The sequence below is a fragment of the Micromonospora sp. SYSU B005 genome (assembly GCF_055362685.1).
Genome location: NZ_JAXCFU010000004.1, coordinates 395,883 through 417,382, shown reverse-complemented (window position 1 = coordinate 417,382; position 21,500 = coordinate 395,883). Strand labels below are relative to the sequence as shown.

Here is a 21,500-nt window from a genome sequence, read left to right as displayed (position 1 = left end):
TTCTGCCCGACCACCGTGCGCCGGGGGCCGACCACCGTCGGGTCCGGCCAGGACAGCCGAGGCCGCCCGCACGAAAAGGTGAGGCCGTCTCACCGGCCGGGCGGGCCGGCTCGGCGGTCAGGTGGCCGCCGCCGGGTCGGCCGACGGAAGCGTGACAGTCACCTCCAGGCCGCCGCCGGGCTGGGCGACCGCCTTCACCGTGCCGCCGTGCGCGTCGCTGACGGCCCGCACGATCGACAGGCCGAGACCGGAGCCGCGCGCGCCGGTGCGTTCCTGGCCGCCGCGCCGGAACGGTTCGAACAGCCCGGGTACGTCGGCCGGGGCGACCTCGAAGCCGGTGTTCCCCACCACCAGCCAGGACCGCTCGCCGTCGGTGCCGGTGCGTACCCAGATCCGGCCGTGCAGGTGGTTGTAGCGGACCGCGTTCTCCACCAGGTTGCCGGCGAGCCGGTCGAGCAGGCCCGGGTCGCCGACCACCGGCGCCGGGCGCAGCGAGGTGTGCACCTTCAGGCCGATGCGCTCGACCTCCCGGGAGACCGCGGAGAGGGCGTTGGCGGTGCCGATGGCGAGGTCCGACTCGGCGCGCCGGCCCAGCCGCCGGCCGGTCTGCGCCTCGCTGCGGGCCAGGACCAGCAGCGCGTCGACCAGGCCGTTGGCGCGCTCCGAGGCGTCGCGCACCACGCCGGCCATGCGGCGGTACTCGGCGAGGTCGGCGTCGTCGTCGCTGAGCGTCACGTCGATTTCGGTACGCATCACCGCCAGCGGCGTCCGCAGCTCGTGCGAGGCGTTCGCGACGAACCGTTTCTGCGCCTCGAAGGCGCCGCTGATCCGGTCGAGCATCGCGTCGAACGTCTCGGCCAGCTCGGCCACCTCGTCGTCGGCGCCGGACCAGCCGATCCGCTCGTCGAGCGTGGCCTCGCCGAGCCGGCGGGCGGTGGCGGTGACCTGGTGCAGCGGGCGCAGCGCCCGCCCGGCCACCAGGTACGCCCCGGCCACCCCGACCACGCTGATCGCCGCCAGCGCGAGCAGCCCCTTGACCAGCAGTTCCTGCGACGCCGCGTCGACGAGCTGCCGCTGCCACTCCCCGGCGTCGAGGGTGCGCCCGTCGCTGAGCACCACTGTGGTGCCGGGCAGCAGCTCGTCGGTGGGACGCAGCGCGTCGCGGACCAGCAGCCAGGCCAGCAGCACAAGGATCGCCCCGGCGCCGACCAGCAGCACGCCGTTGAGCAGGGTCAGCCGCAGCCGCAGCGTCGGCCGTACCCGGCGCGTGGCCGGCGCGCTCACTGCCGTACCCCACCGATGCGGTACCCCGCGCCCACGACCGTGTCGATGAGCGGCGGGTCGCCGAGCTTCTTGCGCAGCGTCATCACGGTGACCCGGACGATCGTGGTGAACGGGTCGGTGTTGGCGTCCCACACCCGTTCCAGCAGTTCCTCGCTGGACACCACCGCGCCGCGCGCCTTGAGCAGCTCGGCGAGCACGCCGAACTCCTTGTTGGTGAGGTCGAGCGGCACGCCGCCCCGGCTCACCACCCGGCGGGCCGGGTCGAGCACCAGATCGGCCACCTCCAGCACCGGCGGCGCGGCCGGGGTGGCGCGGCGGCCGAGCGCCTGCACCCGGGCCACCAGCTCGTCGAACGCGAACGGCTTGGCCAGGTAGTCGTCGGCGCCGAGCTGCAGCCCCTCCACCCGGTCGGCGACGGTGCCGCTGGCGGTCAGCATCAGCACCCGGGTCAGCGCGCCGGAGGCGGCCAGGTCGGCGCAGATCCGGTCGCCGTGCACGCCGGGCAGGTCACGGTCCAGGATCACCACGTCGTAGCGGGTGACGAACGCCGCCTCGTGCCCGGCGTCGCCGTCGTAGGCGACGTCGACAGCCATGCCGCGCTTGCGCAGCCCGCGCGCGATCGCGTCGGCGAGGTTGCGCTCGTCCTCGACCACCAGTACCCGCATCCCGGCCTCCCACCTCGTGACCCCTGACAACCTAGTGCGGCAGGCAAAACCGGCAGCCGCAGGAGCCGACGGCCACCTCCACGCGGATCACGATTGTCACTCGCCGTAACGCCGAGGCTGATTCGGCGTGGCATCACGCACCGTGATGGACGCCCGCAGGGCACATCGAACGCCCCGTCGATTCGAATCGGCTTGAACAGGGGAAACAGTCGACCGCTCCTCAGCGCCGGGAATACCCCTCCGCGCCCTTTGCTCTGCAGCCGCATACGCAGCGGTGGCCGTCAGTAACCGCTGCGCCGATGGCTGCAGAGCAAAGGGCGCGGGGTGACCATGCCGGGGGCCGGGCTGCGACCACTGTCGGTGACCGCGGGGCGGGTCGGTGGGTTGCGGCCCGCGGCGCGTGCGGCCGTTGCAGAAAACCTTCGGGTACGCGATGCTCGGCGGCGATGATCGACAAGCACTCCAGCCGGCCGCCACGTCCGTGCCGGGCGGGTTCCCGATGACCGGCCGCGACATCGCGTACCGCCGGTTCCGCTTCCCGGCGGACCGCGACCTGGGTCGTGTGGACGGACTGCGCGACGGGCCGGACGGGCTCACGCCCGACGGCGCGGCCGGCCCGGTCGCGCACACCGACCCGCACTCCGGGACCACAGCCGAGTACGCGGCCGGCACCTGGACCTCCCCCGTGACGTCCGCCGGCTTCGCCGTCACCGAACTGGTGCCCTCGTGGACCGCCGACACCCCGCCCGGCTGCTGGCTGCGGGTCGAGCTGCGCGGCTGGGCCGACGGCACTGCCACCACCGGCTGGTACGACCTGGGAAACTGGGGGGCCGACGACAGCGCCGTGCACCGCGCCTCGGTACCCGGGCAGGAGGACGACCGGGCGCGGGTCGCCGCGGACACGCTGCGGGTGACCGGCGCGACGGTGACCGGCTGGCAGGTCCGGGTGACCCTGCTGCGCCGCCTCGACGCGCCCGACGGCCCGGTGCTGCGCACGGTGGGCGTGGTCGCCTCGGCCGACCCGCCCAGCGACGCGGAGGCCACGGGCGTCGACGCCACCGCGAAGGCCGGCAGCCGGAAGACCACCGTCGGAGACGCGCGCGCGTGGGGGCGGGTGCTGGACGTGCCGCGCTACGCGCAGCGGCTGCACGCCGCCGGGGAGACCCGCTGGGGTGGCGGCGGTGACTCCTGGTGCAGCCCCACCTGCGTGTCGATGGTGCTCGACTTCTGGGGCACCGGCCCCGCCCCGGACCGGTACGCCTGGGTGGCGCCGCCCGGCCCCCGCCCGCAGGTGGTGCACGCCGCGCGGCACTGCTACGACCACGCCTACGGCGGGCCGGGCAACTGGCCGTTCAACACCGCGTACGCGGCGACGCACGGGGTGGACGCCTTCGTCACCCGGCTGCGCTCGCTGGCCGAGGCGGAACGGTTCGTGGCCGCCGGCATCCCGCTGATCGTCTCGGCCGCGTTCACCGCCGGTCAGGTGCCCGGACTGGACTACGACACCCGGGGACACCTCATGGTGCTGGCCGGTTTCACCGCCGACGGCGACCCGGTACTGAACGACCCGTACGCGCCGGACGACGAGCGGGTTCGCCGCACCGTGCCGCGCGCGCCGTTCGAGCGTGCCTGGCAGGTGGGCAGCGGCGGGATCGCGTACGTGCTGCGGCCCGAGTCGGCGCCGCTGCCGCCGGCCCCGGCGCAGGCCAACTGGTGATCAGCGGCCGGCCGGCCAGATCGCCATGCCGCCGGTCGGGCGCAGGCACACCAGTTGCGTACCCGTGTCCGCGCACTCGGACCAGGCGCCGGGCAGGATCCCCCGGATCCGCACCTGCCCGGCCGCCACGTCGAGCGCGCCGACGAGCGTGCGGTCCTCGGTGAGCGTGCGCAGTCCGAGCAGCGGCCCGGACGGGAGGTCGTTGCCGGAGACGCGCCAGCGGCCCAGCCGGGCCAGCACGCGGCCGGTCGGCGGGTCCAGCGCCGACAGTTCCAGTTCCTCCCCGACGCCGCGTTCGGCGGCGATGAGCCGGTCGCCGACCGGTCCCATCCCCAGCCAGCGCTCGTCCGTCCAGGCCGGACGACCGGTGGCCGGGTCGAGGGCCTGCGCGCCGCCCACCTGGTCGCGCAGGCACACCATCCCGGCGCAGTCGGCGAACCAGAGCCCGGCGCGGGAGCCGACCGGCAGGCTCCACCGCTCGTCGAGCCCGTCCAGGCCGTACCCGGTGACAGTGCCCCGGGCGTCCTCGACGAGCAGGAGATCGGCCACCACCTGCGCGTACCGGTAGGCGGCGCGATCGGCCGCGGGCGCCACCCGGCCGGTGTGCGCGACCGCGCCGGAGTCCGCGTCGTACACGGTCACCCGGCCCTGCGGGGTGACCAGCACGAGCTGCGTCACCCCGTGGTCGTCGCGGCGGTACCCCACCTCCTGGCCGGGTACGGGCAGCGTCCACCGCACCTCGCCGGAGGCCGGGTCCACGGCCCGCACCGTGCCCGCACCGGGCGGGCGGGGGTTCTCCAGCAGCAGCCCGCCCGATGCGGTCCGGACCGGGTAGCCGGGATGCCGCCAGCGCAGCGTGCCGGTGGCCGGGTCGAGCATGGCCGAGACGGAGTCGCCGTCCCCGGCCGGGCTGCTCGTCACCAGCAGTCCCCCGGCCACTGCGGTGAGGCCGAGCACATGGTCGCCGTCGGTCAGCGCGAACCGCCACGCCGGGTCCCCACCGGGCAGCCGATACGCGGCTACCACCCGCCCACCCCGGCCGATCGCGCCCGGGCCGTCGGCCACCACCACGCGGTCCGGCAGGACCACGAACGCCGCGCCCTGCGGGGCGGGCACCCGGATCGGCTCGGGCCGTCGCGGCGGCCCGGCGGCGGCGGTGACCACGAGCAGCACCAGGCAGCCGAGCAGTGTCACCCGCGCCGTCGGACCCGGCGGCCGGCGGGGCGGCGCGGCGGCCGGCTCGTCGGCGGACTCGCCGTGCCGCATCTCCCCCAGCTCGATCACCGGGCTCACGTCAGCCGCCGCACCATGTAGTCGCCGCCGGGCCGGCGGCAGACCAGAAGCGTCACGCCGGTGGTGCAGTGGGTGCCGGTGAGCGTGCCCCGGATCGAGGGTGGATCGCCGGACAGGGCCACCTCGGCCAGGAGCCGACGGCCGCCGCCCAGCGGCCGTGTCGCCAGCAGCGGCCCGCCCGACTCGTGCTGCGGGACCGGTGTCCAGCCGCCCAGGTCGGCGATCAGCCGCCCGTCGTCCTGGTCGAGCACCGCCAGGCCGTCGTCGATGGCGGTGTCGGGGACGCCGACGAGCAGCCGGCCGCCACGCTCCGCCGCCACGCCCGCCCACCGGTCCGCGCTCCAGCGCACGGCGCCGGTCGCCGGGTCGAGCGCGGTCATCCCGCCGGCCGGCCCGACGGCGCAGAGCAGGGCGCCGCAGCTCTCGGCGTGGCCGACGAGCTTCCGCGCGACGGTCCAGCGCGACCGGAGCGTGTCCAGGTCGTACGCCTCGATGGCCCCGTCGCCGTCGCGGAACTCCAGCAGCAGCCCGCGGGCGATCTGCAACCGGCGCGGGCCGGGCCGTCGTACCGGGTACAGGTCGCGGGCCACGAGCCGCGCGCCGGTGCGCACGTCCACGACCACCGTCTCCCCGGTCGCCGGGGACAACACCATGCGTGCCGGCCCGGCCGGCTCGACGTCGAACCCCAGCGCGCCCGTCATCGGCGCCGTCCACACGGTACGGCCGTCGGCCGGGTCCAGCCCTCCGATCGACGTCGTGGTGTCGGAGGTGGCCGACTGGATCAGCAGCACCCGGCCCACCGCGAACGCGATTCCGGGCCGGCGCCAGACGTCCGCGCCGGTGGCCGCGTCGTACGTGACCGTCTGCCAGTCCGTGTCGTCGACGCCCCGGCCGGCCACGATCACCCGGCCGTCCTGCTCCCACACCGACACGGCGGTGCCCACGCCTGGCAGCGGGCTGCGCCACCGCTCCCGGTCGCCCCGGTACGCGAGGAGTTCCCGCCCGCCGCCGGCGCCTGCGCGGTCCGGCCGCACCACGTACACCACGTCACCGGAGACGAACACGGCCGATCCCAGGCCGCCGGGCAGCGTCCACTCGACCGGGCCTCGCGGCGGCGTCGCGGCGGTGAGCGTGAGCAACGCCACCAGCAGCACCACGAGAAGGCGGAACGGCCGTCCGACGGCACGCGGGGGGCGGGGCGCCGGGCCGGGCGGCGCGTCGTCGCGCAGCTCCCCCAGATCGATGACCGTCACGACCATCCTCTCCCGCGCGCCGGGCCGCCGCCCGACCGTGACCGGCCGTGTGACGAACCGCCTGTACGATGGCGCGTCGTGGCCGTGCCCGTGGTGGACCCCTCGTTGAACCCCTCGTCCGTCGAGGCGGACGCCGTCGTGGCCGACCCGCCACGCCGCGCCCGTCGCCGGCCGGCCCGCGCCGACGTGCTGGCCATCGGAGCCTATGTGCTCCTCGGCGTTCTCGTCTGCCTCAACTACTGGGGCGACGTGGAGCACCGGGTCTCCTCGCACCTGCCCACCGACCACAGCTGGTTCGAGTGGCTGTTCGCGCACGGCGCGTACTCGGTGCAGCACCTGGAGAACCCGCTGTTCACCACCCGGCAGAACGCGCCGGACGGGGTGAACATGATGGCGAACACCTCGCTGCTCGGGGTGACGCTGCCGCTGGCGCCGCTGACGCTGCTGCTCGGCCCGCAGGTGATGTACGCGCTCTACCTGGGCGCCGCGCTGTCCGCGACCGCCGCCACGTCGTACTGGGTGCTGTCCCGGCACCTGGTCCGGTCCCGGGCCGGGGCGTTCGTCGGCGGCGCGTTCCTCGGTTTCGCGCCGGGCATCGTGCACCACGCCAACGGCCAGCCCAACTTCGTGTCGAACTTCCTGCTGCCGCTGATCGTGGCCCGGGTGCTGCGGCTGGGCGAGCCGGGCCGCTGGCGGCGCAACGGGCTGGCGCTCGGGTTGCTTGTCGCGTACCAGATCTTCATCAACGAGGAGATGCTGCTGCTGACCGCGCTGGCCTGCCTGGTCGTCGTGGTGGCGTACGCGGTGCAGCGGCCCCGCGCGGCCCGCGAGCGGGCCGGGTCGTTCGTGGCCGCGCTCGGTCTCGGTGGCGGCCTGGCGCTGCTGCTGACCGCGTACCCGATCTGGTTCCAGTTCAACGGCCCGCAGTCCTACCGCGGGTTGCAGGGCGGCGTCTTCCACAACTGGGGTGAGGACCTGGTCGCCTTCGTCACGTTCGCCCGGGACACGATCGCCGGTGACGAGGCGGTGGAGAAGACCATCGGCCTGACCGAGCAGAACACCTGGTTCGGCTGGCCGCTGGTGCTGGTGGCGCTGGCCGCGCTGGTGCTGCTGGTCCGCCGGTCGGTGCCGGCCCGGATCCTGGCCGTGCTGGTGGTCGTGTTCACGATCGCCTCGATCGGCCCGGTCGTGCGGTTCAACGGCGCGGAGACCGACATCGACGGTCCGTGGGCGTACGTGCCGGACGACCTGCCGCTGGTCGAGATGATGATGCCGACCCGGTTGAGCCTGGTCGTGGTGGCGGCAGTGGGCGTGCTGCTCGCCCTGGCGTGGGACGCGCTCGCCGGTGCCGGCCGCCCGCCGGTGCCCGCCCCCCGCTCCGGCGACGACGACGGCGGTGACGACGACGGTGACGGCGCGACGGCCGCGCGCGACACGCGTCGCCGGGTGCTGCGCCTGGCCGGGCTCGTGGCCATCGCCGCCGCCGTGGTGCCGCTGATCCCGCGTCCGCTGCCGGCCGAGCGGATCGACCCGCCGCCGCACTTCATCACCGCGGGCGGCTGGCGGCCGTACGTGCCGGAGGGCCGCACGCTCGTGCCGGTGCCGATCCCCAGCAACGTGCACGGGCTGCACACGCTGCGCTGGAGCGCGCTGACCGGGCAGGAGTTCCCGATCCCGGGTGGCTACTTCATCGGCCCGAACGAGCGCGGCGAGGGCGTGTTCGGCGCCCCGAACCGGCCCACCAGCACGCTCATCTACTCCACCATGGACGCCAACGAGGTGCCGGAGATCACCGAGGAGAACCGCCGCCAGGCCGTGGACGACCTGCGCTTCTGGCGGGCCTCGGTGGTGGTGCTCGGGGCCGGCCCGCGTGAGGCGGTGCTGCGCGACCTGATGGCCGAGCTGCTCGGCCCGCCGCAGCGGGTCGACGACGTGTGGATCTGGGACGTCCGCGACCGGGTGTGACACCCGCGCCGGTCAGCCGACGAGCGGGCGGACGTCCCACAGGTAGCCGCCGGGCACGTCCCGGCCGGGGCCGACCAGCGCGTCCACTGTGGCGCGCACCGGATCGGCCGGTGACGAGTCGGCCTGCACGAGTGCCGCCGCGCGCCAGTGCCGCAGGTCGTCGACCGCCTGCCGGCGTTCCGTCTCGCCGACCGGCGGCACCCGGCCGGTCTCGGCGGCCCGGCGCAGCAGCAGCGACGTGGGCCGGTCCGGCGCGCCCCAGCGGGCCGCCGGGTCGCCTGCCGACTGCGGGCCGATGAAGTAGCCGCCGGGCGCGTCGAACGCCAGCCCGGTGCGCGCCGACCAGAACATGGCGGGGCTGACCGCCGCCCCGGTCACCGGCGGCACCGGCACCAGCGTCCGGCCCGCCGGCACGTACTCCCGCCAGCCGCCGCCGGACACGACGGCCGGGACCGGCGGGACCGGCACCGCGCGGATCGGCGTCGGCGCCAGCGGCAGCAGCGCGGCGGCGACCGCGCCGGCCCACGGCGCCCAGGTGCGCGCGGCGCCGTGCCGGACCCGGTCCACTGCGAGCGCGAGCAGCACCCCGAGCACCGGTACGCAGACCAGCGCGAACCGCGCCGGCACCACCAGGTCCAGCAGCGGCACGCCGGCGAGCAGGCGGTACGGGCCGGGCAGCCCGGTGTCGTGCCGGTTCACCACCACCGGGGAGCCGAGCGACAGCAGCGCGAACAGCAGGCCGCACGCGGCGAGCGCGCGCACCAGCGGCCGCCGCCACAGCCGCACCACCACGAGGACGGCCAGCAGCGGCAGGAACGGCCCGAAGAACGAGTTCTGCTCGGTCGGGTTCGGCGACAGCAGCCCGGCCCGGTGGGCGTCCCCGGCGACCGTCTGCCGGGCGGTGGCGGCGAACGAGACCACGTCCAGCCGGTAGCCCTCGGTGTGGAACGGCATCCCCCGGTAGTGGCCCGGCCCGGCGAACTGGAACCACAGCGGGTACGCCAGCAGCACGCCCGCCACCAGCGCGCCGACGCCCAGCCGGCGGGCCACCACCGGTGCCAGGCGGCGGGCGGCGGCCCGGTCGGCGAGCGCGTACGCCCCGGCGAACACCCCGGCTGCCAGCGCCAGGAAGACAAGCACCTCCTCGCCGAGGAACACCTGGTACGCGACTGCGAGCCCGAGCAGCACGCCGTCGCGCCGGACCCGGTCGATGGCCGGGCGGAACACCAGCGCGAGGATCACCGGCACCAGGAACTGGGCGGCCATGTGCAGGTGCGCCCCGGCCTGCGCCACCATGCCCGGGGCGAAGCCGCAGAACAGGCCGCCCACCGCGGCGGCGGCCCGGGAGCGGACCAGCCGTCGGGCGAGCAGCGCGTACCAGGCGGTGGCGGTGCCGGCGAGGCTGAGCGTCACGGCGACGAGGAAGGCCGCCTGGGAGCCGAAGACGACTGTGACCGGGGTGAGCGGCACGCCCAGCCCGAGCACCGACGTGTTCGCCATCAGGTTCACCCCGTCCGGGGCGTTCAGCGCGCCGCTGTACAGCGGGTTCTCGCCGCCGGTGACCGCGCGGGCGGCCCGGGCCAGCATCCACTCGAACAGCATCTGGTCGCCGGCCTGGTGGAACAGCCGTTCCGGCCGGCGCCACTGGCCGGTGGTGAGCAGCACGGCCAGGCCGAGGTAGCCGGTCACCACCAGCACGTCGACCGGGCGGGGCCGGCGGCGGCGGGGCGCGGGGGCGGGGACCGCCGGTTCGGTCAGGCGGACCGGCTGGTCAGTTTCCGCACGTCCCACAGCCACACGTCCAGCTCCTGCCGTCCGGGGCCGACCAGCTGCTCCACGGTGCGGCGCAGCGGCTCGGCGTTCTGCTCGTCGCGCGGCAGCACCACCACCGCCGCGTTCCAGTGCCGCAGCTCGTCCAGGTAGCGGCGCCGCTGGCGGTCGTCCAGCTTCGGCATGCGGCCGGTGGACGATACCTCCCGCAGCATCTCGCCGATGCCGCTGGGGCGGCCGCCGAAGCGTCCGGGATCGCCGGTGACGCCGTTGCGCGGCGCGAGGAAGTAGCCGCCGGGGATCTTGAAGTCGAGGTTGGTGCTGGCCGCCCAGCGCATCGGGTCGGTGTTGCCCATCGCGGGCACCGGCACGGACACGAGCGTCTGGTCCGGCCCGACGTACTTGCGCCACCTGTCGGCGGTGATGAACTCCGGCACCGGCTCCCGGGTGGTGACCTGCAACGGCATCGGCGCGATCGGCAGCAGCGCGAGGACCAGGCCCGCGGCGGTGAGCCTGCGGGCGGTCCGCCGGTCCACGCCGCGCAGCGCCCAGGCGCGCCGGACCGCGTACGCGAGCAGGATCGCCACCGTCACGCCGGTGATCAGGCCGAAGCGGGTCGGGACCACGGCGTCGAGCAGCGGCAGCCGTACCAGCAGCTCCCACGGGCCGGTGGCGATCTCCCGGTCCCACCAGGAGATCCGCTCGCCCAGGGAGAGCACGGCGAAGAACAGCCCGGTGGCGGCGAGCGCGCGGACGATCACGTCCCGCCGCAGCCACACCACGATGCCCACGACGAGCAGCGACAGGCTCCAGCCGAAGAACGCGTTCTCCTCCGAGTAGTTCGGCGCGAGGTTGACGTTGGCGCGTTCGTTGCCGCCGAACGTGGGCGAGCCGGGGGCGAAGAACGCGGCGATGTCGTTGCCGTAGTCGCGCACCGCGTCGCTGAGCCCGTGGTACGCCATCGGGCCGGCGAACTGCACCCACAGCGGGTACGCCAGCAGCGCACCGGCCAGCGCCGCGCAGACCGCCAGCCCGGCGCCGAGCGGCCGCCACGCGGTGCTCCACCGCTCCCGCTGCTGCACCACCACGGCGATCAGGAACACGCCCAGCGCGAGCGCGGTGAAGAGCAGGATCTCCTCGTTGATGAACGCCTGCGCGGTGACCAGCAGCGCCAGCAGCACGCCGTCGCGGACCCGCCGGGTCGAGCGGGTCAGCACCAGCACCCGCCACACGATGAACGGCGGCAGGAACTGGCTGATGATGTTCGGGTGCCAGTTGGCGTGCGACAGCATGGCCGGTGAGAAGCCGCAGAACCAGGCCGCCACGGCGGCGGCCGGGCGGTGCCGGATCAGGTGCCGGGACAGCACCCGGTACCAGGCGGCGGCGGTGCCGGCCAGACCGAGCGTGACCAGCGTGACGAACGAGACCGCCGGTCCGAACAGGAGGGTCACCGGCACCATCGGGATGCCGAGCGCCAGGATGGCGGTGTTCGCCATCAGGTTGACGCCGTCGGGGTAGTTGAACTGCTCGGTGAAGAACGGGAACTCGCCGTGCAGCACCACCCGCACCGAGTGGGCGAGGAAGAACTGCACCTGCGCCGGGTCGCTGCTGTAGAGCGCGGCGACCCGTCCGGCCGGGTCGACCCAGATGCCGCTGGTGACCCAGATCGCGGCGAGCAGGAATCCGCCGTACACGGTGAGGTCGATCCGGCGGCGCGTCCACCGCCACCGGCGCGCGCGCCGTGCGCCCGGCGTGGCCGGCGCCTCCGGCTCGGCCGGCGATTCGGGCGGCGTGGTGGTCGCCGGCTCCGGCTCGGCGGTGATGGTGACCGATGGTGGGTCCAGGGTGACGGCGCGGTGGCCCGTCGGGGCGGCGGCGTCCGGCGTCGAGGCGCCGCGGGTCTCGGCAGGCGTCACAGTCGGCGGAGTCTACCGGAGCCGGATATTGGTACCCGAATCGCCCGTCACGTTCCGCAGTGGCCGATCGGCCGAAAGGGTGAGCCGGGCGCGGCCGGGTGACCGGTCGTCTCGTACCATGTGGGCTTCCGACCGACGACCGGCGAGGGGATCAGGGTGCTTTCAGCCCGCCGAGGCGCTACGACGGGCATCGCGCTGGCAGCTCTGCTGCTGGTCACGGCCGGTTGCGGACCGGTCGCCGAACGGCGGCCGGCGGACCTGCGGGTCGGCTACGACAGCCTGGACGGCACCCTCGCGGTGTGGCCGCCGCGCGGCAGCCTGGCCCGCGACGCCGAGGCTACCGCCGCGATCACGACAGCGGTACGCGACTGGCGCTCCCCGGTGGACGACCGGGTGCACGTGCCCACGTCCGGCATCCTCTTCTCCGGTCAGGTCGCCGGGTCGGCGCTCGCGCTCGTCGCCGCCGACGTGCCCGGCGAGTCGGCCTCCTGGCTGCTGCAACTCGACCGGGACGGGCAGCGCTGGCGGGTCGTCCACGCCACCGAGTACACCGACCCCGGCTACCTGGTCTACTCCGACGTGCTGCCGGTGCGGGAGCCGTCCGGCCGCCGCTACCTCACCTCGGCCCGCGTCGAACGCCTGACCGGGCCCGACGGCAAGGTGCTCGGCGGCACCGACGGCGTCAGCGACCCGGTCGCCGTACCGGCCTGCCGGGCCGTCGAACTGACCGCGACGCTGCGGGCCACACCGTCGCTGCCGCGCGGCAAGGCCGCGGACCGCGTCCTCGACCTGGGTACGGCCACCGAAGCGCCCCGCTACCCCCTGGTACGCGACGAGACGGGCGCCGGCAAGCGCGCGCTGACCGGGCTGGACACCTGTGTGCTCGCCGGTGAGCGGGGCCCGTTCGGCAGTGTGCCGCGCCGCATCGGCGACCGGGAGGCGCCCCGCTCCGCGCCGGAGTCCTGGCCGATGGCGAAGATCGCGACGCGTTCGCTCGGTTCGGTGGCCCTCGGTGACGGGGAGCCGGGCGAGTTGGAGCAGCTCAGCTGGGAGACGCCGGGCGCGACCATGACGGCGGTGGTCTACCGGCCGGCCGACGGCGGCACCCCGGTGGTCTCCCCCGCCGACCGGTCCACCACGCTTCAGGCGTACCACCTGCCGATGCCGGGCCGGCCGCTGGCGGTGCTGTCCTGGCGTACCCGGGACGCCTCGTTCTCCGCACCGCCCGGCACGACGCGCCTGGTGGACCGTCCCGGCCTGGTGGTGGTCGAGCACACCGACGCCAGGCAGACGTTCAGCCTGGCCGGCACCGAGAAAACGTGGTACCGCTCCCTCCCCACCCCCTGACCCGCGTCCCGCCCCGCGCGTTGGCCCGGCCCCGCCTCGCGCGTTGGCCCGCTCCCGTCGATCATGAACTTGACGGCGACAAACCGGACACCCCGCACCGCCAACCTCATGATCACCCACCCTGCTCGGTGATCAAGGAGTTTGTGCCATCCGGAGGGCCCTCCACGCACCCAAACTCCTTGGTCAACAGGACGGAGCCAGGCGGGGCGGGGCTGGCTCGGCTCGGCTCGGCTCGGCTCGGCTCGGCTCGGCGATCTTGCAGTTGGGGCCCCGCTGAACAGGGCATAACCGGCAATCTGGGGGCCGGCGACGAGGTCGGGGCGGGCTGAGGGCTGGGTGGGCTAAAGGCGGGTCAGCCGCATGCCCAGGTAGGGGGTTTGGGCTGGGCCGGGGCGGAGGTGCCGTCGGGGCGCCAGCCGTGGCGGGTGTAGAACGCGCGAGCCCGGGTGTTGCGCTCCCACACCTCCAGCACGCCCAGCACCAGTCCTTCGTCCGCCAGGTGCCGTACGAACAGCGCGTGCAGCGCACTCCCCACGCCTCGTCCCCACATCTCCGGGTCGACGTGGATCTGGTAGAGCTGCGCCGTCGTGCGTGGATCCAGGCCGGACGAGGGCGGCGGTCCCATGGCCAGCACGCCGGCCACTGCACCGTCCACGATGGCGACTCGCACCTGCTTGTGCGCCGAGGTGATCGCCGCCGCCCAGCCCTCCCGCTGTTCCCGGGCCGGCTCCGGGGTGAGGATCTCCCCGACCGGCAGCCCGCCGGCCCCGTAGTAGGCGACCCGCGCCCGGCTGTGCAGCCCGACGATCCCCGAGAGATCCCCCGGCACCGCCTCGCGTATCTCCACGAGGCCCTCCTTCCACGTCAGGCCCCGCGATCTTGCGATTGCGGCCCTCCCTGATCGGGCGAAACCGACATCAGGAGGGCCGCAAGTGCAAGATCGACGAGGCGGGCTGGACGGAGGCAGGCTCAGCTCTGGGCTCGGGCTCCGTTCGTGGCCGGGTCCACCGGGGCGGCGTCCAGGCCGGAGATCCAGCCGGTGACGTCGCGCGCCACGTCCTGCGCCGTCAGCCGCAGGTCGGCCAGGATCTGCGCGCGGCTGCCGTGCGGGTGCCAGTCGGCCGGTACGCCCATGTCCTTGACCGGTACGCGGACATCCGCGTCGCGCATCGCCTGGGCCAGCGCCGAGCCGACGCCACCGATGCGTACGCCGTCCTCCACGGTGACCACGAGCCGGTGCGCGGATGCCAGCTCGACCAGCTCGGCCGGCACCGGGCGCACCCAGCGCGGGTCGACCACAGTCACGCCGTAGCCCTGCTCGGCGACCCGGGCGGCGACCTCCACGCCGAGGCCGGCGAACGAGCCGACCGCTACCAGCAGCACGTCGGTACGCGCCGACTCGGCCAGCACGTCGACCGGGCCGACCCGGCGGACAGCCGGCAGGTCGGCGGCGACGGTGCCGGTCGGGAAGCGCAGGATGGTCGGGCCGTCGTCCACGGCGACCGCCTCGCGCAGCTCCTCGCGCAGCGTGGCCGAGTCGCGGGGCGCGGCGATCCGCAGGCCGGGCACCACACCGAAGACCGACATGTCCCAGATGCCGTAGTGGCTGGGCCCGTCCGGACCGGTGATGCCGGCCCGGTCCAGCACGAACGTGACGGGCAGCTTGTGCATGGCCACGTCCAGCAGGACCTGGTCGAACGCGCGGTTGAGGAACGTGGCGTAGACCGCGACGACCGGGTGCAGCCCGCCCATGGCGAGGCCGGCGGCGGAGGTGGCGGCGTGCTGCTCGGCGATGCCCACGTCGTACACCCGCTCCGGGTACTTGCGGGCGAGCGTGGCGATGCCAGTGGGCTCGGCCATGGCGGCGGTGATGCCGACCACGTCGGGGCGCTCGTCGGCGATCGCGACCAGCTCGTCGGCGAAGACGTTCGTCCACTTCACCGACGGCACGGCGAGCAGCTTGCCGGTCTCGGCGTCGAACGCGCCGGGGCCGTGCAGGCAGTCGGCCTCGTCGTCCTCGGCGGGACGGTAGCCGTAGCCCTTGCGGGTGACCGCGTGCACGATCACCGGGCCGCCGAAGTTCTTCGCGGCGCGCAGTGCCGCCTCGACGGCCGGTACGTCGTGGCCGTCGACCGGGCCGACGTACTTGATGCCGAGGTCCTCGAACATGGCCTGCGGGGCGACCGCGTCCTTGATGCCCTTCTTGACCGCGTGCAGCACCTCGTACATCGGCTTGCCGACGAACGGGGTGTTGCCCAGCGCGTCCTTGACCGTGTCGAGCACCTTCTCGTAGCCGGGGTTGAGCCGCAGCGACGACAGGTGGTCGGCGAGGCCGCCGATGGTCGGCGAGTAGGACCGGCCGTTGTCGTTGACGACGATCACCAGCGGGTTGCCGGCGGTGGCGATGTTGTTCAGCGCCTCCCAGCACATGCCGCCGGTGAGCGCGCCGTCGCCCACCACGGCGACCACTGAGCGCTTCTCGCCGCGCAGCGCGTACGCCTTCGCGAGGCCGTCGGCGTACGACAGGGCGGTGGAGGCGTGCGAGTTCTCGATCAGGTCGTGCTCGCTCTCCGCCTGGCTGGGGTAGCCGGAGAGGCCACCACGCTGGCGGAGCTTGTCGAAGCCCTCCTGCCGGCCGGTGAGGATCTTGTGCACGTACGCCTGGTGACCGGTGTCGAAGAGGAGCCGGTCACGCGGGGAGTCGAAGACCCGGTGCATCGCCAGGGTCAGCTCGACCACACCGAGGTTGGGGCCGACGTGGCCGCCGGTGCGGGAGACCTTGGCGATCAGGAAGTCACGGATCTCGGCGGCGAGGATGTCCAGCTGCTCGGCGGTCATCCGCTTCACGTCCTGCGGGCCGCGGACGGTGCCCAGCAGCCGACCGTGGTTGGCCGTGCCCTCTTCAACACTCATGACCGGAGAGTCTATCGGCCGCGGAACAGTCCGCAGCCCGGCCGTGCATCGACCCAGGTCAGGCGTCGACCACCAGCCGCCGGGGCGCGGGTGGGCGGGGTGCTGTGGCGGACGGGCCCGCAGGGGTCCAGGAGCCGAGCACGGCGGCCCGGGACGCCCCGGTCACCGAGGGCACCGCGCCTGGCAGCCCGTGCCAGGACAGCCAGCCGAGCAGCGCGAACGCGTACGCCTCCTTGGCCTGGGCCGGTACGCCCAGCTCGTCGGTGGTGCGCAGCCGCCAGCGTCCCGCGCCCAGCGCGGCCAGCCGCGCCCGGAGTGTGGGATTGCGCACTCCCCCGCCGGCGGCCACCACCTCGGTGACCCGGTGCCGGTCGCAGGCGTCGGCCACCGTGCGGGCGGTCAGCTCGGTGAGCGTGGCCAGCACGTCGTCGGCGGCCACCGGCTCGCCCAGCCCGCTCAGCGCGGCGTCCAGGTAGCCGCCGTGGAACAGCTCCTTACCCGTCGACTTGGGCGGCGGCGTGGCGTAGTACGGCTCGGCGAGCAGCCGGGCCAGCAGCGCCTCGTGCACCCGCCCGGCCGCGGCGCGGGCCCCGTCGACGTCGCAGGGCCGGTCCAGGAACCGCCGGGCGGCGGCGTCCAGCAGCGCGTTGGCCGGGCCCACGTCGTACCCGAGGACCGGCGTGCCGGGCGCGACCACGGTGAGGTTCGCGATCCCGCCGAGGTTCAACGCGGCGCGGGGTGCAGCACCAGCGGCCGGGTCGAGCAGCAGCGCGTCGAACGCCGGGACCAGCGGCGCGCCCTGGCCGCCGGCGGCGACGTCCGCCGAGCGCAGGTCGTGCAGCACCGGTACGCCCACCCGGGCGGCCACCCGGGCCGGCGCGCCGAGTTGGAGCGTGCCGCGCACCCGGCCGTCCTCGACCCAGTGGAAGACCGTCTGCCCGGGCGACACGACCGCGTCGGCGGTGCCCCCGGCCAGCTCGACGCCGGCCGCGGCCGCCTCGGCGAACACCTCGCCGAGCCGGTTGTCCAGCCGGCAGACCGCCTCGATCGTGGTGGCCGCCGGGGGCAGCAGCGCGCCGATCTCGGCCCGCAGGTCGTCCGGGTACGCCAGTTCCCGGTGCCCGAGCGGCCGCAGCCGCAGCGTGTCGCCGTCGGCGGTGAACTCGGCGGCCACCACGTCCACCCCGTCGTAGGACGTGCCCGACATCAGCCCGACGATCTTCATCGGGTCAGGCTAGCCAGGCAGGAACAGGCCCACCAGCTCCACGTGCTGGGTCATCGGGAACAGGTCGAAGCCGCGCAGCGCGGCCAGCCGCCAGCCCGCCTCGGTGAACGTGCGCACGTCCCGGGCGAACGCGGCCGGGTCGCAGGCCACGTAGGCGACAGCGCGCGGCCCGGCGCCCGCCACCGCACGCACCACCGGCGCGCCCGCGCCGGAGCGCGGCGGGTCGAGCACCACCAGGTCGACCGGTCCGGCGATCCGGCGCCGGGACAGCGCCGCCTCCACCCGCGCGGCGACCACCTCGACGGCGCGCAGGTCGGCCAGGTTCTGCCGGGCCGCGGCCACCCCGTCCGGCGCCGACTCGACGAGCGTCACCCGGGCCCCGTCGACCCGTTCGGCGAGCGCGGCGGCGAACAGGCCGGCCCCGCCGTACAGGTCCCAGGCCGTCTCGCCCGGCTGCGGGTCGAGCAGGTCGAGGACCGCGCCGGTCAGCGCGTCCGCCGCGGCCGGGTGCACCTGCCAGAACCCGGAGGCGGGCAGCGTGAAGGACCGCCCGGCCGCCGTCTCCCGGACCCGCTCCGGCCCGCTCACCGCCGTCGGAACCCCATCGGTGTACGCGACCACGGCGACGTCCCTGCCGGTGCTGGCGACCGTCTCCACCGCGTCGGCGTCGGGCCAGCGGGCACCGGTGGGCGGGAGCACCGGCAGGTCCTGGATCGCCGGGTGCGCGATCAGGCACCTGTCGATCGGCACGACCTCGTGCGAGCGGTGCTTGAGCAGCCCGGCCCGCCCGGCCGCGTCGACCGCGTAGCGGACCCGGGAGCGCCAGCCCAGCGGCCCGCCGGGCAGCGCCTCGACGTGGACGCCGAGCGCGTCGATCTGCTCCGCGGTGAGGCCGCCCAGCCGGGTGAGCTGCTCGCGCACCACGGAGAGCTTCCAGTCGAGCTGGGCGGCCGGGGCGACGTGCTGGAGGTCGCAGCCGCCGCACCGGCCCGGCCGGGCGTACGGGCACGGCGGGGTGACCCGGTCCGGCGAGGCGTCCAGGATCTCCACCGCGTCGGCGCGGGCGAAGCCCCGGTGCAGCTCGGTCACCTCGGCGATCACCCGCTCGCCGGGCAGCGCGTGCCGGACGAAGACCACCTGGCCGCCGACGCGGGCCACGCAGTGCCCGCCCGGCGCGACCGCGTCGACTGTCAGCTCGACCCGCTCGGCCTCCTCCAGCCCGGGCCGCTGCGCCGCCGGCACAGGAACGGGACGCTCGTCGGCGCTCACGACCGCTCCTCCCGTTCGGCAGAGGGCGCGGACGGCGTGGACGCCACCGGCGGCGGCAGCGTGCTCTGCGGCGCCACCCGGGGGCCACGCGCCGGTCCCCGGCTCAGCGTGGCGTCCAGCCGGTCCAGGTTCTTGCTGGCGGTGGACGCGAGCTGCCACGGCACGCTGGTCACCATCACGCCCGGCTCGAACAGCAGCCGCCCCTTGAGCCGCAGCGCGCTCTGGTTGTGCAGAAGGTTCTCCCACCAGCGGCCCACCACGTACTCGGGGATGAAGACGGTGACCACGTCGCGCGGCGACTCCCGGCGCACCGACGCGACGAAGTTGAGGATCGGGCGGGTGATCTCCCGGTACGGGGAGTCGATCACGGTGAGCGGCACCGGCAGCTCGCGGCGCTCCCAGTCGGCCTGGAGATCGCGGGTGTCCTGCTCGTCCACGTTCACGGTGACGGCGGTGAGCGTGTCCGGCCGGGTGGCCCGGGCGTACGCGACGGCCCGCAGCGTCGGCTTGTGCAGCTTGCTGACCAGCACGATGGCGTGGTTGCGGGCGGGCAGGACGCCGCGCTGCTCGGTCGGTTCCAGTTCCTCGGCGATCCGGTCGTAGTGGCGGCGGATGCCGAGCATCACCACGTACATCACGGCCATCGCGACGATCGCGATCCACGCCCCGAGCAGGAACTTCGTGGCCAGCACGATGATCAGCACGACGCCGGTCATGACCATGCCGAACGTGTTGATCGCCCGGGAGCGGATCATCCGCCGGCGCGCCTCCGGGTCGCGCTCGCGGCGCAGGTGCCGGTTCCAGTGCCGGATCATGCCGGCCTGGGAGAGCGTGAACGAGACGAACACCCCGACGATGTAGAGCTGGATGAGCTTCGTCACCTCGGCCTGGAAACCGACGATCAGCACGATCGCGAAGACGGCCAGGAAGAGGATGCCGTTGGAGAACGCCAGCCGGTCGCCCCGGGTGTGCAGCTGGCGGGGCAGGTAGCGGTCCTGCGCGAGGATCGAGCCGAGCACCGGGAAGCCGTTGAAGGCGGTGTTGGCGGCCAGGAACAGGATCAGCGCGGTCATCCCGGCGACCACGTAGAGCAGCACCGAGCCGCCGCCGAACACGGTCTCGCCGAGCTGGGTGGTGACCGTCTTCTGCACGTACCCGTCCGGGCCGGAGACGATCTGCCTGCCCGGGTCCTCGACGAACTGCAGGCCGGTGAGGCGGGCCAGCCAGATGATGCCGACCAGCATCGCCACCGCGATGCCGCCGAGCAGCAGCAGCGTGGTCGCCGCGTTCTTCGACTTCGGGCTCTTGAACGCCGGTACGCCGTTGGAGATCGCCTCCACGCCGGTGAGCGCGGCGCAGCCGGAGGAGAACGTGCGCAGCAGCAGGAACACCAGCGCGAACCCGGTGACGCTGTGCTCGGCCTGGATCTCCAGGCCGGCGCTCGGCGCGCGCAGGTCGTCGCCGAGCACGAAGATGCGGACCAGCCCGGTCAGCAGCATGCCGCCGATCACGATCACGAAGCCGTACGTGGGGATGGCGAAGGCGGTGCCGGACTCGCGCAGGCCGCGCAGGTTGATCGCGGTGAGCAGCACCACCGCGCTGACCGCGATGAGCACCTTGTGGGTCGCCACGAACGGCACCACCGAGCCGAGGTTCGCCACGCCGGAGGAGACCGAGACGGCGACGGTGAGCACGTAGTCGACGAGCAGCGCGCTCGCCACCGCCAGGCCGGCCTTGGGACCGAGGTTGACCGTCGCCACCTCGTAGTCGCCGCCGCCGGAGGGGTAGGCGTGCACGTTCTGCCGGTAGCTCGCCACCACGGTCAGCATGACCACGACGACCGCGAGCGCCACCCACGGCGAGAAGAAGAACGCCGAGGCTCCGGCGATGGACAGCGTCAGGAGGATCTCGTCCGGGGCGTACGCCACGCTGGAGAGCGCATCCGAGGCGAAGACCGGCAACGCGATGCGCTTCGGCAGCAGGGTGTGCTGGAGGCGGTCGGACCGGAACGGTCGACCGAGGAGGAGTCGCTTCAGCAGCGAGGTGGGTCGGGCCACAACCGCCAAGCGTACGACCACCGGGTCCGGGGCGCGGGGGTGGTCGATCTCCCCCGCGTGCGGCCGCGCGGTACGGTTCGGTCCCCCGTCCCGCGGGGGGACGTGGCAGGCTCGCAGGCGACGGGTCGGCGGGCGGCGCCGTGGGAGGAGCGGACACCGTGCATGTGGTGATCATGGGCTGCGGCCGGGTCGGATCGACCCTGGCCCACAGCCTGGAGTCGCGTGGGCACTCGGTGGCGGTGATCGACCAGGACGCGGACGCGTTCCGCCGTCTCGGGCCGGACTTCGCCGGCATCACGGTCACCGGTGCGGGCTTCGACGGCGAGGTGCTGCGCCAGGCCGGCATCGAGCGGGCCGACGCGTTCGCGGCGGTGTCCAGCGGCGACAACTCCAACATCATCTCGGCTCGGCTGGCGCGGGAGACGTTCGGCGTGTCCCGGGTCGCGGCCCGCATCTACGACCAGCGCCGCGCCCAGGTCTACGAGCGGCTCGGCATCCCGACCGTGGCGACCGTCCGGTGGACCGCCGACCGGATGCTGCGCCACCTGGTCCCCGAGGGCAACGTGGAGATCTTCCGCGACCCGACGAGCACCGTCTCGATCATCGAGGTGCCGGTGCACAAGGAATGGATCGGCCGGCCGCTGCGGCAGCTGGAGCAGGCCGTCGGTGCCCGGGTGGCCTACCTGAACCGGTTCGGGATCGGCACCCTGCCCACCGCCTCCACGGTGATCCAGGAGGGCGATCAGGTCTACATGCTGGTGACCGACGACATCAACGGCCCGGTCACGTCGGTGGCGGCGGCGCCGCCGGAAGGGGGGCACTGAGC

Annotated in this window: 15 protein-coding genes; 4 read left to right on the top strand and 11 right to left on the bottom strand. The window is 74.5% G+C overall.

Annotated elements, in window-relative coordinates; translation table 11 throughout:
* Positions 1-117: 117 nt before the first annotated feature.
* On the bottom strand, positions 118-1,284 hold the full coding sequence (locus SM452_RS13515) for a sensor histidine kinase (RefSeq protein WP_194803014.1): 1,167 nt from the start codon (positions 1,282-1,284) through the stop codon (positions 118-120).
* The gene (locus SM452_RS13510) at positions 1,281-1,949 is read right to left on the bottom strand and encodes a response regulator transcription factor (RefSeq protein WP_018788976.1); all 669 of its coding nucleotides are present in this window, start codon (positions 1,947-1,949) and stop codon (positions 1,281-1,283) included. The genes SM452_RS13515 and SM452_RS13510 overlap by 4 nt, the downstream gene beginning before the upstream one ends.
* 400 nt (positions 1,950-2,349) lie before the next feature.
* Here SM452_RS13510 and SM452_RS13505 point away from each other — a divergent pair, with 400 nt between their 5' ends.
* Complete coding sequence (locus tag SM452_RS13505) at positions 2,350-3,666, top strand: peptidase C39 family protein (protein WP_463840012.1); 1,317 nt, start codon at positions 2,350-2,352, stop codon at positions 3,664-3,666.
* On the opposite strand, the gene SM452_RS13500 is transcribed toward SM452_RS13505, so the two are convergent.
* Positions 3,667-4,959, bottom strand: coding sequence for an outer membrane protein assembly factor BamB family protein (locus SM452_RS13500; RefSeq protein WP_357209241.1), 1,293 nt, complete (start codon positions 4,957-4,959; stop codon positions 3,667-3,669). It abuts the gene before it with no gap.
* Positions 4,956-6,218, bottom strand: coding sequence for an outer membrane protein assembly factor BamB family protein (locus SM452_RS13495; RefSeq protein WP_463840011.1), 1,263 nt, complete (start codon positions 6,216-6,218; stop codon positions 4,956-4,958). The genes SM452_RS13500 and SM452_RS13495 overlap by 4 nt, the downstream gene beginning before the upstream one ends.
* Positions 6,219-6,305: 87 nt before the next feature.
* Between SM452_RS13495 and SM452_RS13490 the strand changes: the two genes are divergently transcribed.
* Positions 6,306-8,177 carry a hypothetical protein gene (locus tag SM452_RS13490; protein ID WP_410054917.1) on the top strand — a complete coding sequence of 624 codons (1,872 nt, stop codon included), beginning with the start codon at positions 6,306-6,308 and terminating at the stop codon, positions 8,175-8,177.
* Between the two features lie 12 nt (positions 8,178-8,189).
* Here SM452_RS13490 and SM452_RS13485 read toward each other — a convergent pair whose 3' ends face one another.
* Positions 8,190-9,974, bottom strand: a complete 1,785-nt coding sequence (locus SM452_RS13485) for a hypothetical protein (RefSeq protein ID WP_315985927.1) — start codon at positions 9,972-9,974, stop codon at positions 8,190-8,192.
* Positions 9,932-11,863 (bottom strand): DUF6311 domain-containing protein, encoded by a 1,932-nt coding sequence (locus SM452_RS13480; RefSeq protein WP_463840010.1) that lies wholly within the window; start codon positions 11,861-11,863, stop codon positions 9,932-9,934. The genes SM452_RS13485 and SM452_RS13480 overlap by 43 nt, the downstream gene beginning before the upstream one ends.
* A 156-nt stretch (positions 11,864-12,019) precedes the next feature.
* Between SM452_RS13480 and SM452_RS13475 the strand changes: the two genes are divergently transcribed.
* Positions 12,020-13,210: a hypothetical protein gene (locus SM452_RS13475; RefSeq protein WP_262013535.1), complete on the top strand. Its 1,191-nt coding sequence runs from the start codon at positions 12,020-12,022 to the stop codon at positions 13,208-13,210.
* 352 nt (positions 13,211-13,562) lie between these two features.
* Here the strand turns inward: SM452_RS13475 and SM452_RS13470 are convergent, their stop codons facing one another.
* The 5 genes from SM452_RS13470 to SM452_RS13450 form a co-directional block, all read right to left on the bottom strand.
* On the bottom strand, positions 13,563-14,057 hold the full coding sequence (locus tag SM452_RS13470; protein ID WP_463840009.1) for an N-acetyltransferase family protein: 495 nt from the start codon (positions 14,055-14,057) through the stop codon (positions 13,563-13,565).
* A gap of 122 nt (positions 14,058-14,179) precedes the next feature.
* Positions 14,180-16,123 (bottom strand): 1-deoxy-D-xylulose-5-phosphate synthase, encoded by a 1,944-nt coding sequence (dxs, locus tag SM452_RS13465; RefSeq protein WP_318333054.1) that lies wholly within the window; start codon positions 16,121-16,123, stop codon positions 14,180-14,182.
* A gap of 58 nt (positions 16,124-16,181) precedes the next feature.
* A complete protein-coding gene (locus SM452_RS13460) occupies positions 16,182-17,348 on the bottom strand; it encodes an anhydro-N-acetylmuramic acid kinase (protein WP_463840008.1) in 1,167 nt (388 codons plus the stop codon).
* Between the two features lie 9 nt (positions 17,349-17,357).
* A complete protein-coding gene (locus tag SM452_RS13455) occupies positions 17,358-18,617 on the bottom strand; it encodes a class I SAM-dependent RNA methyltransferase (protein ID WP_463840007.1) in 1,260 nt (419 codons plus the stop codon).
* A complete protein-coding gene (locus SM452_RS13450) occupies positions 18,614-20,674 on the bottom strand; it encodes an APC family permease (protein WP_262013540.1) in 2,061 nt (686 codons plus the stop codon). Before SM452_RS13450 ends, SM452_RS13455 begins: the two co-directional genes overlap by 4 nt.
* A gap of 158 nt (positions 20,675-20,832) precedes the next feature.
* On the opposite strand from SM452_RS13450, the gene SM452_RS13445 reads away from it, so the two are divergent.
* Positions 20,833-21,498: a potassium channel family protein gene (locus SM452_RS13445; RefSeq protein ID WP_262013541.1), complete on the top strand. Its 666-nt coding sequence runs from the start codon at positions 20,833-20,835 to the stop codon at positions 21,496-21,498.
* Positions 21,499-21,500: the final 2 nt, after the last annotated feature.

Coding starts and splice junctions, on each gene's coding strand:
- SM452_RS13510 (WP_018788976.1), bottom strand. CDS start 1,949: ATGCGGGTACTGGTGGTCGAGGACGAGCGCAACCTCGCCGACGCGATC.
- SM452_RS13495 (WP_463840011.1), bottom strand. CDS start 6,218: ATGGTCGTGACGGTCATCGATCTGGGGGAGCTGCGCGACGACGCGCCG.
- dxs (WP_318333054.1), bottom strand. CDS start 16,123: ATGAGTGTTGAAGAGGGCACGGCCAACCACGGTCGGCTGCTGGGCACC.
- SM452_RS13460 (WP_463840008.1), bottom strand. CDS start 17,348: ATGAAGATCGTCGGGCTGATGTCGGGCACGTCCTACGACGGGGTGGAC.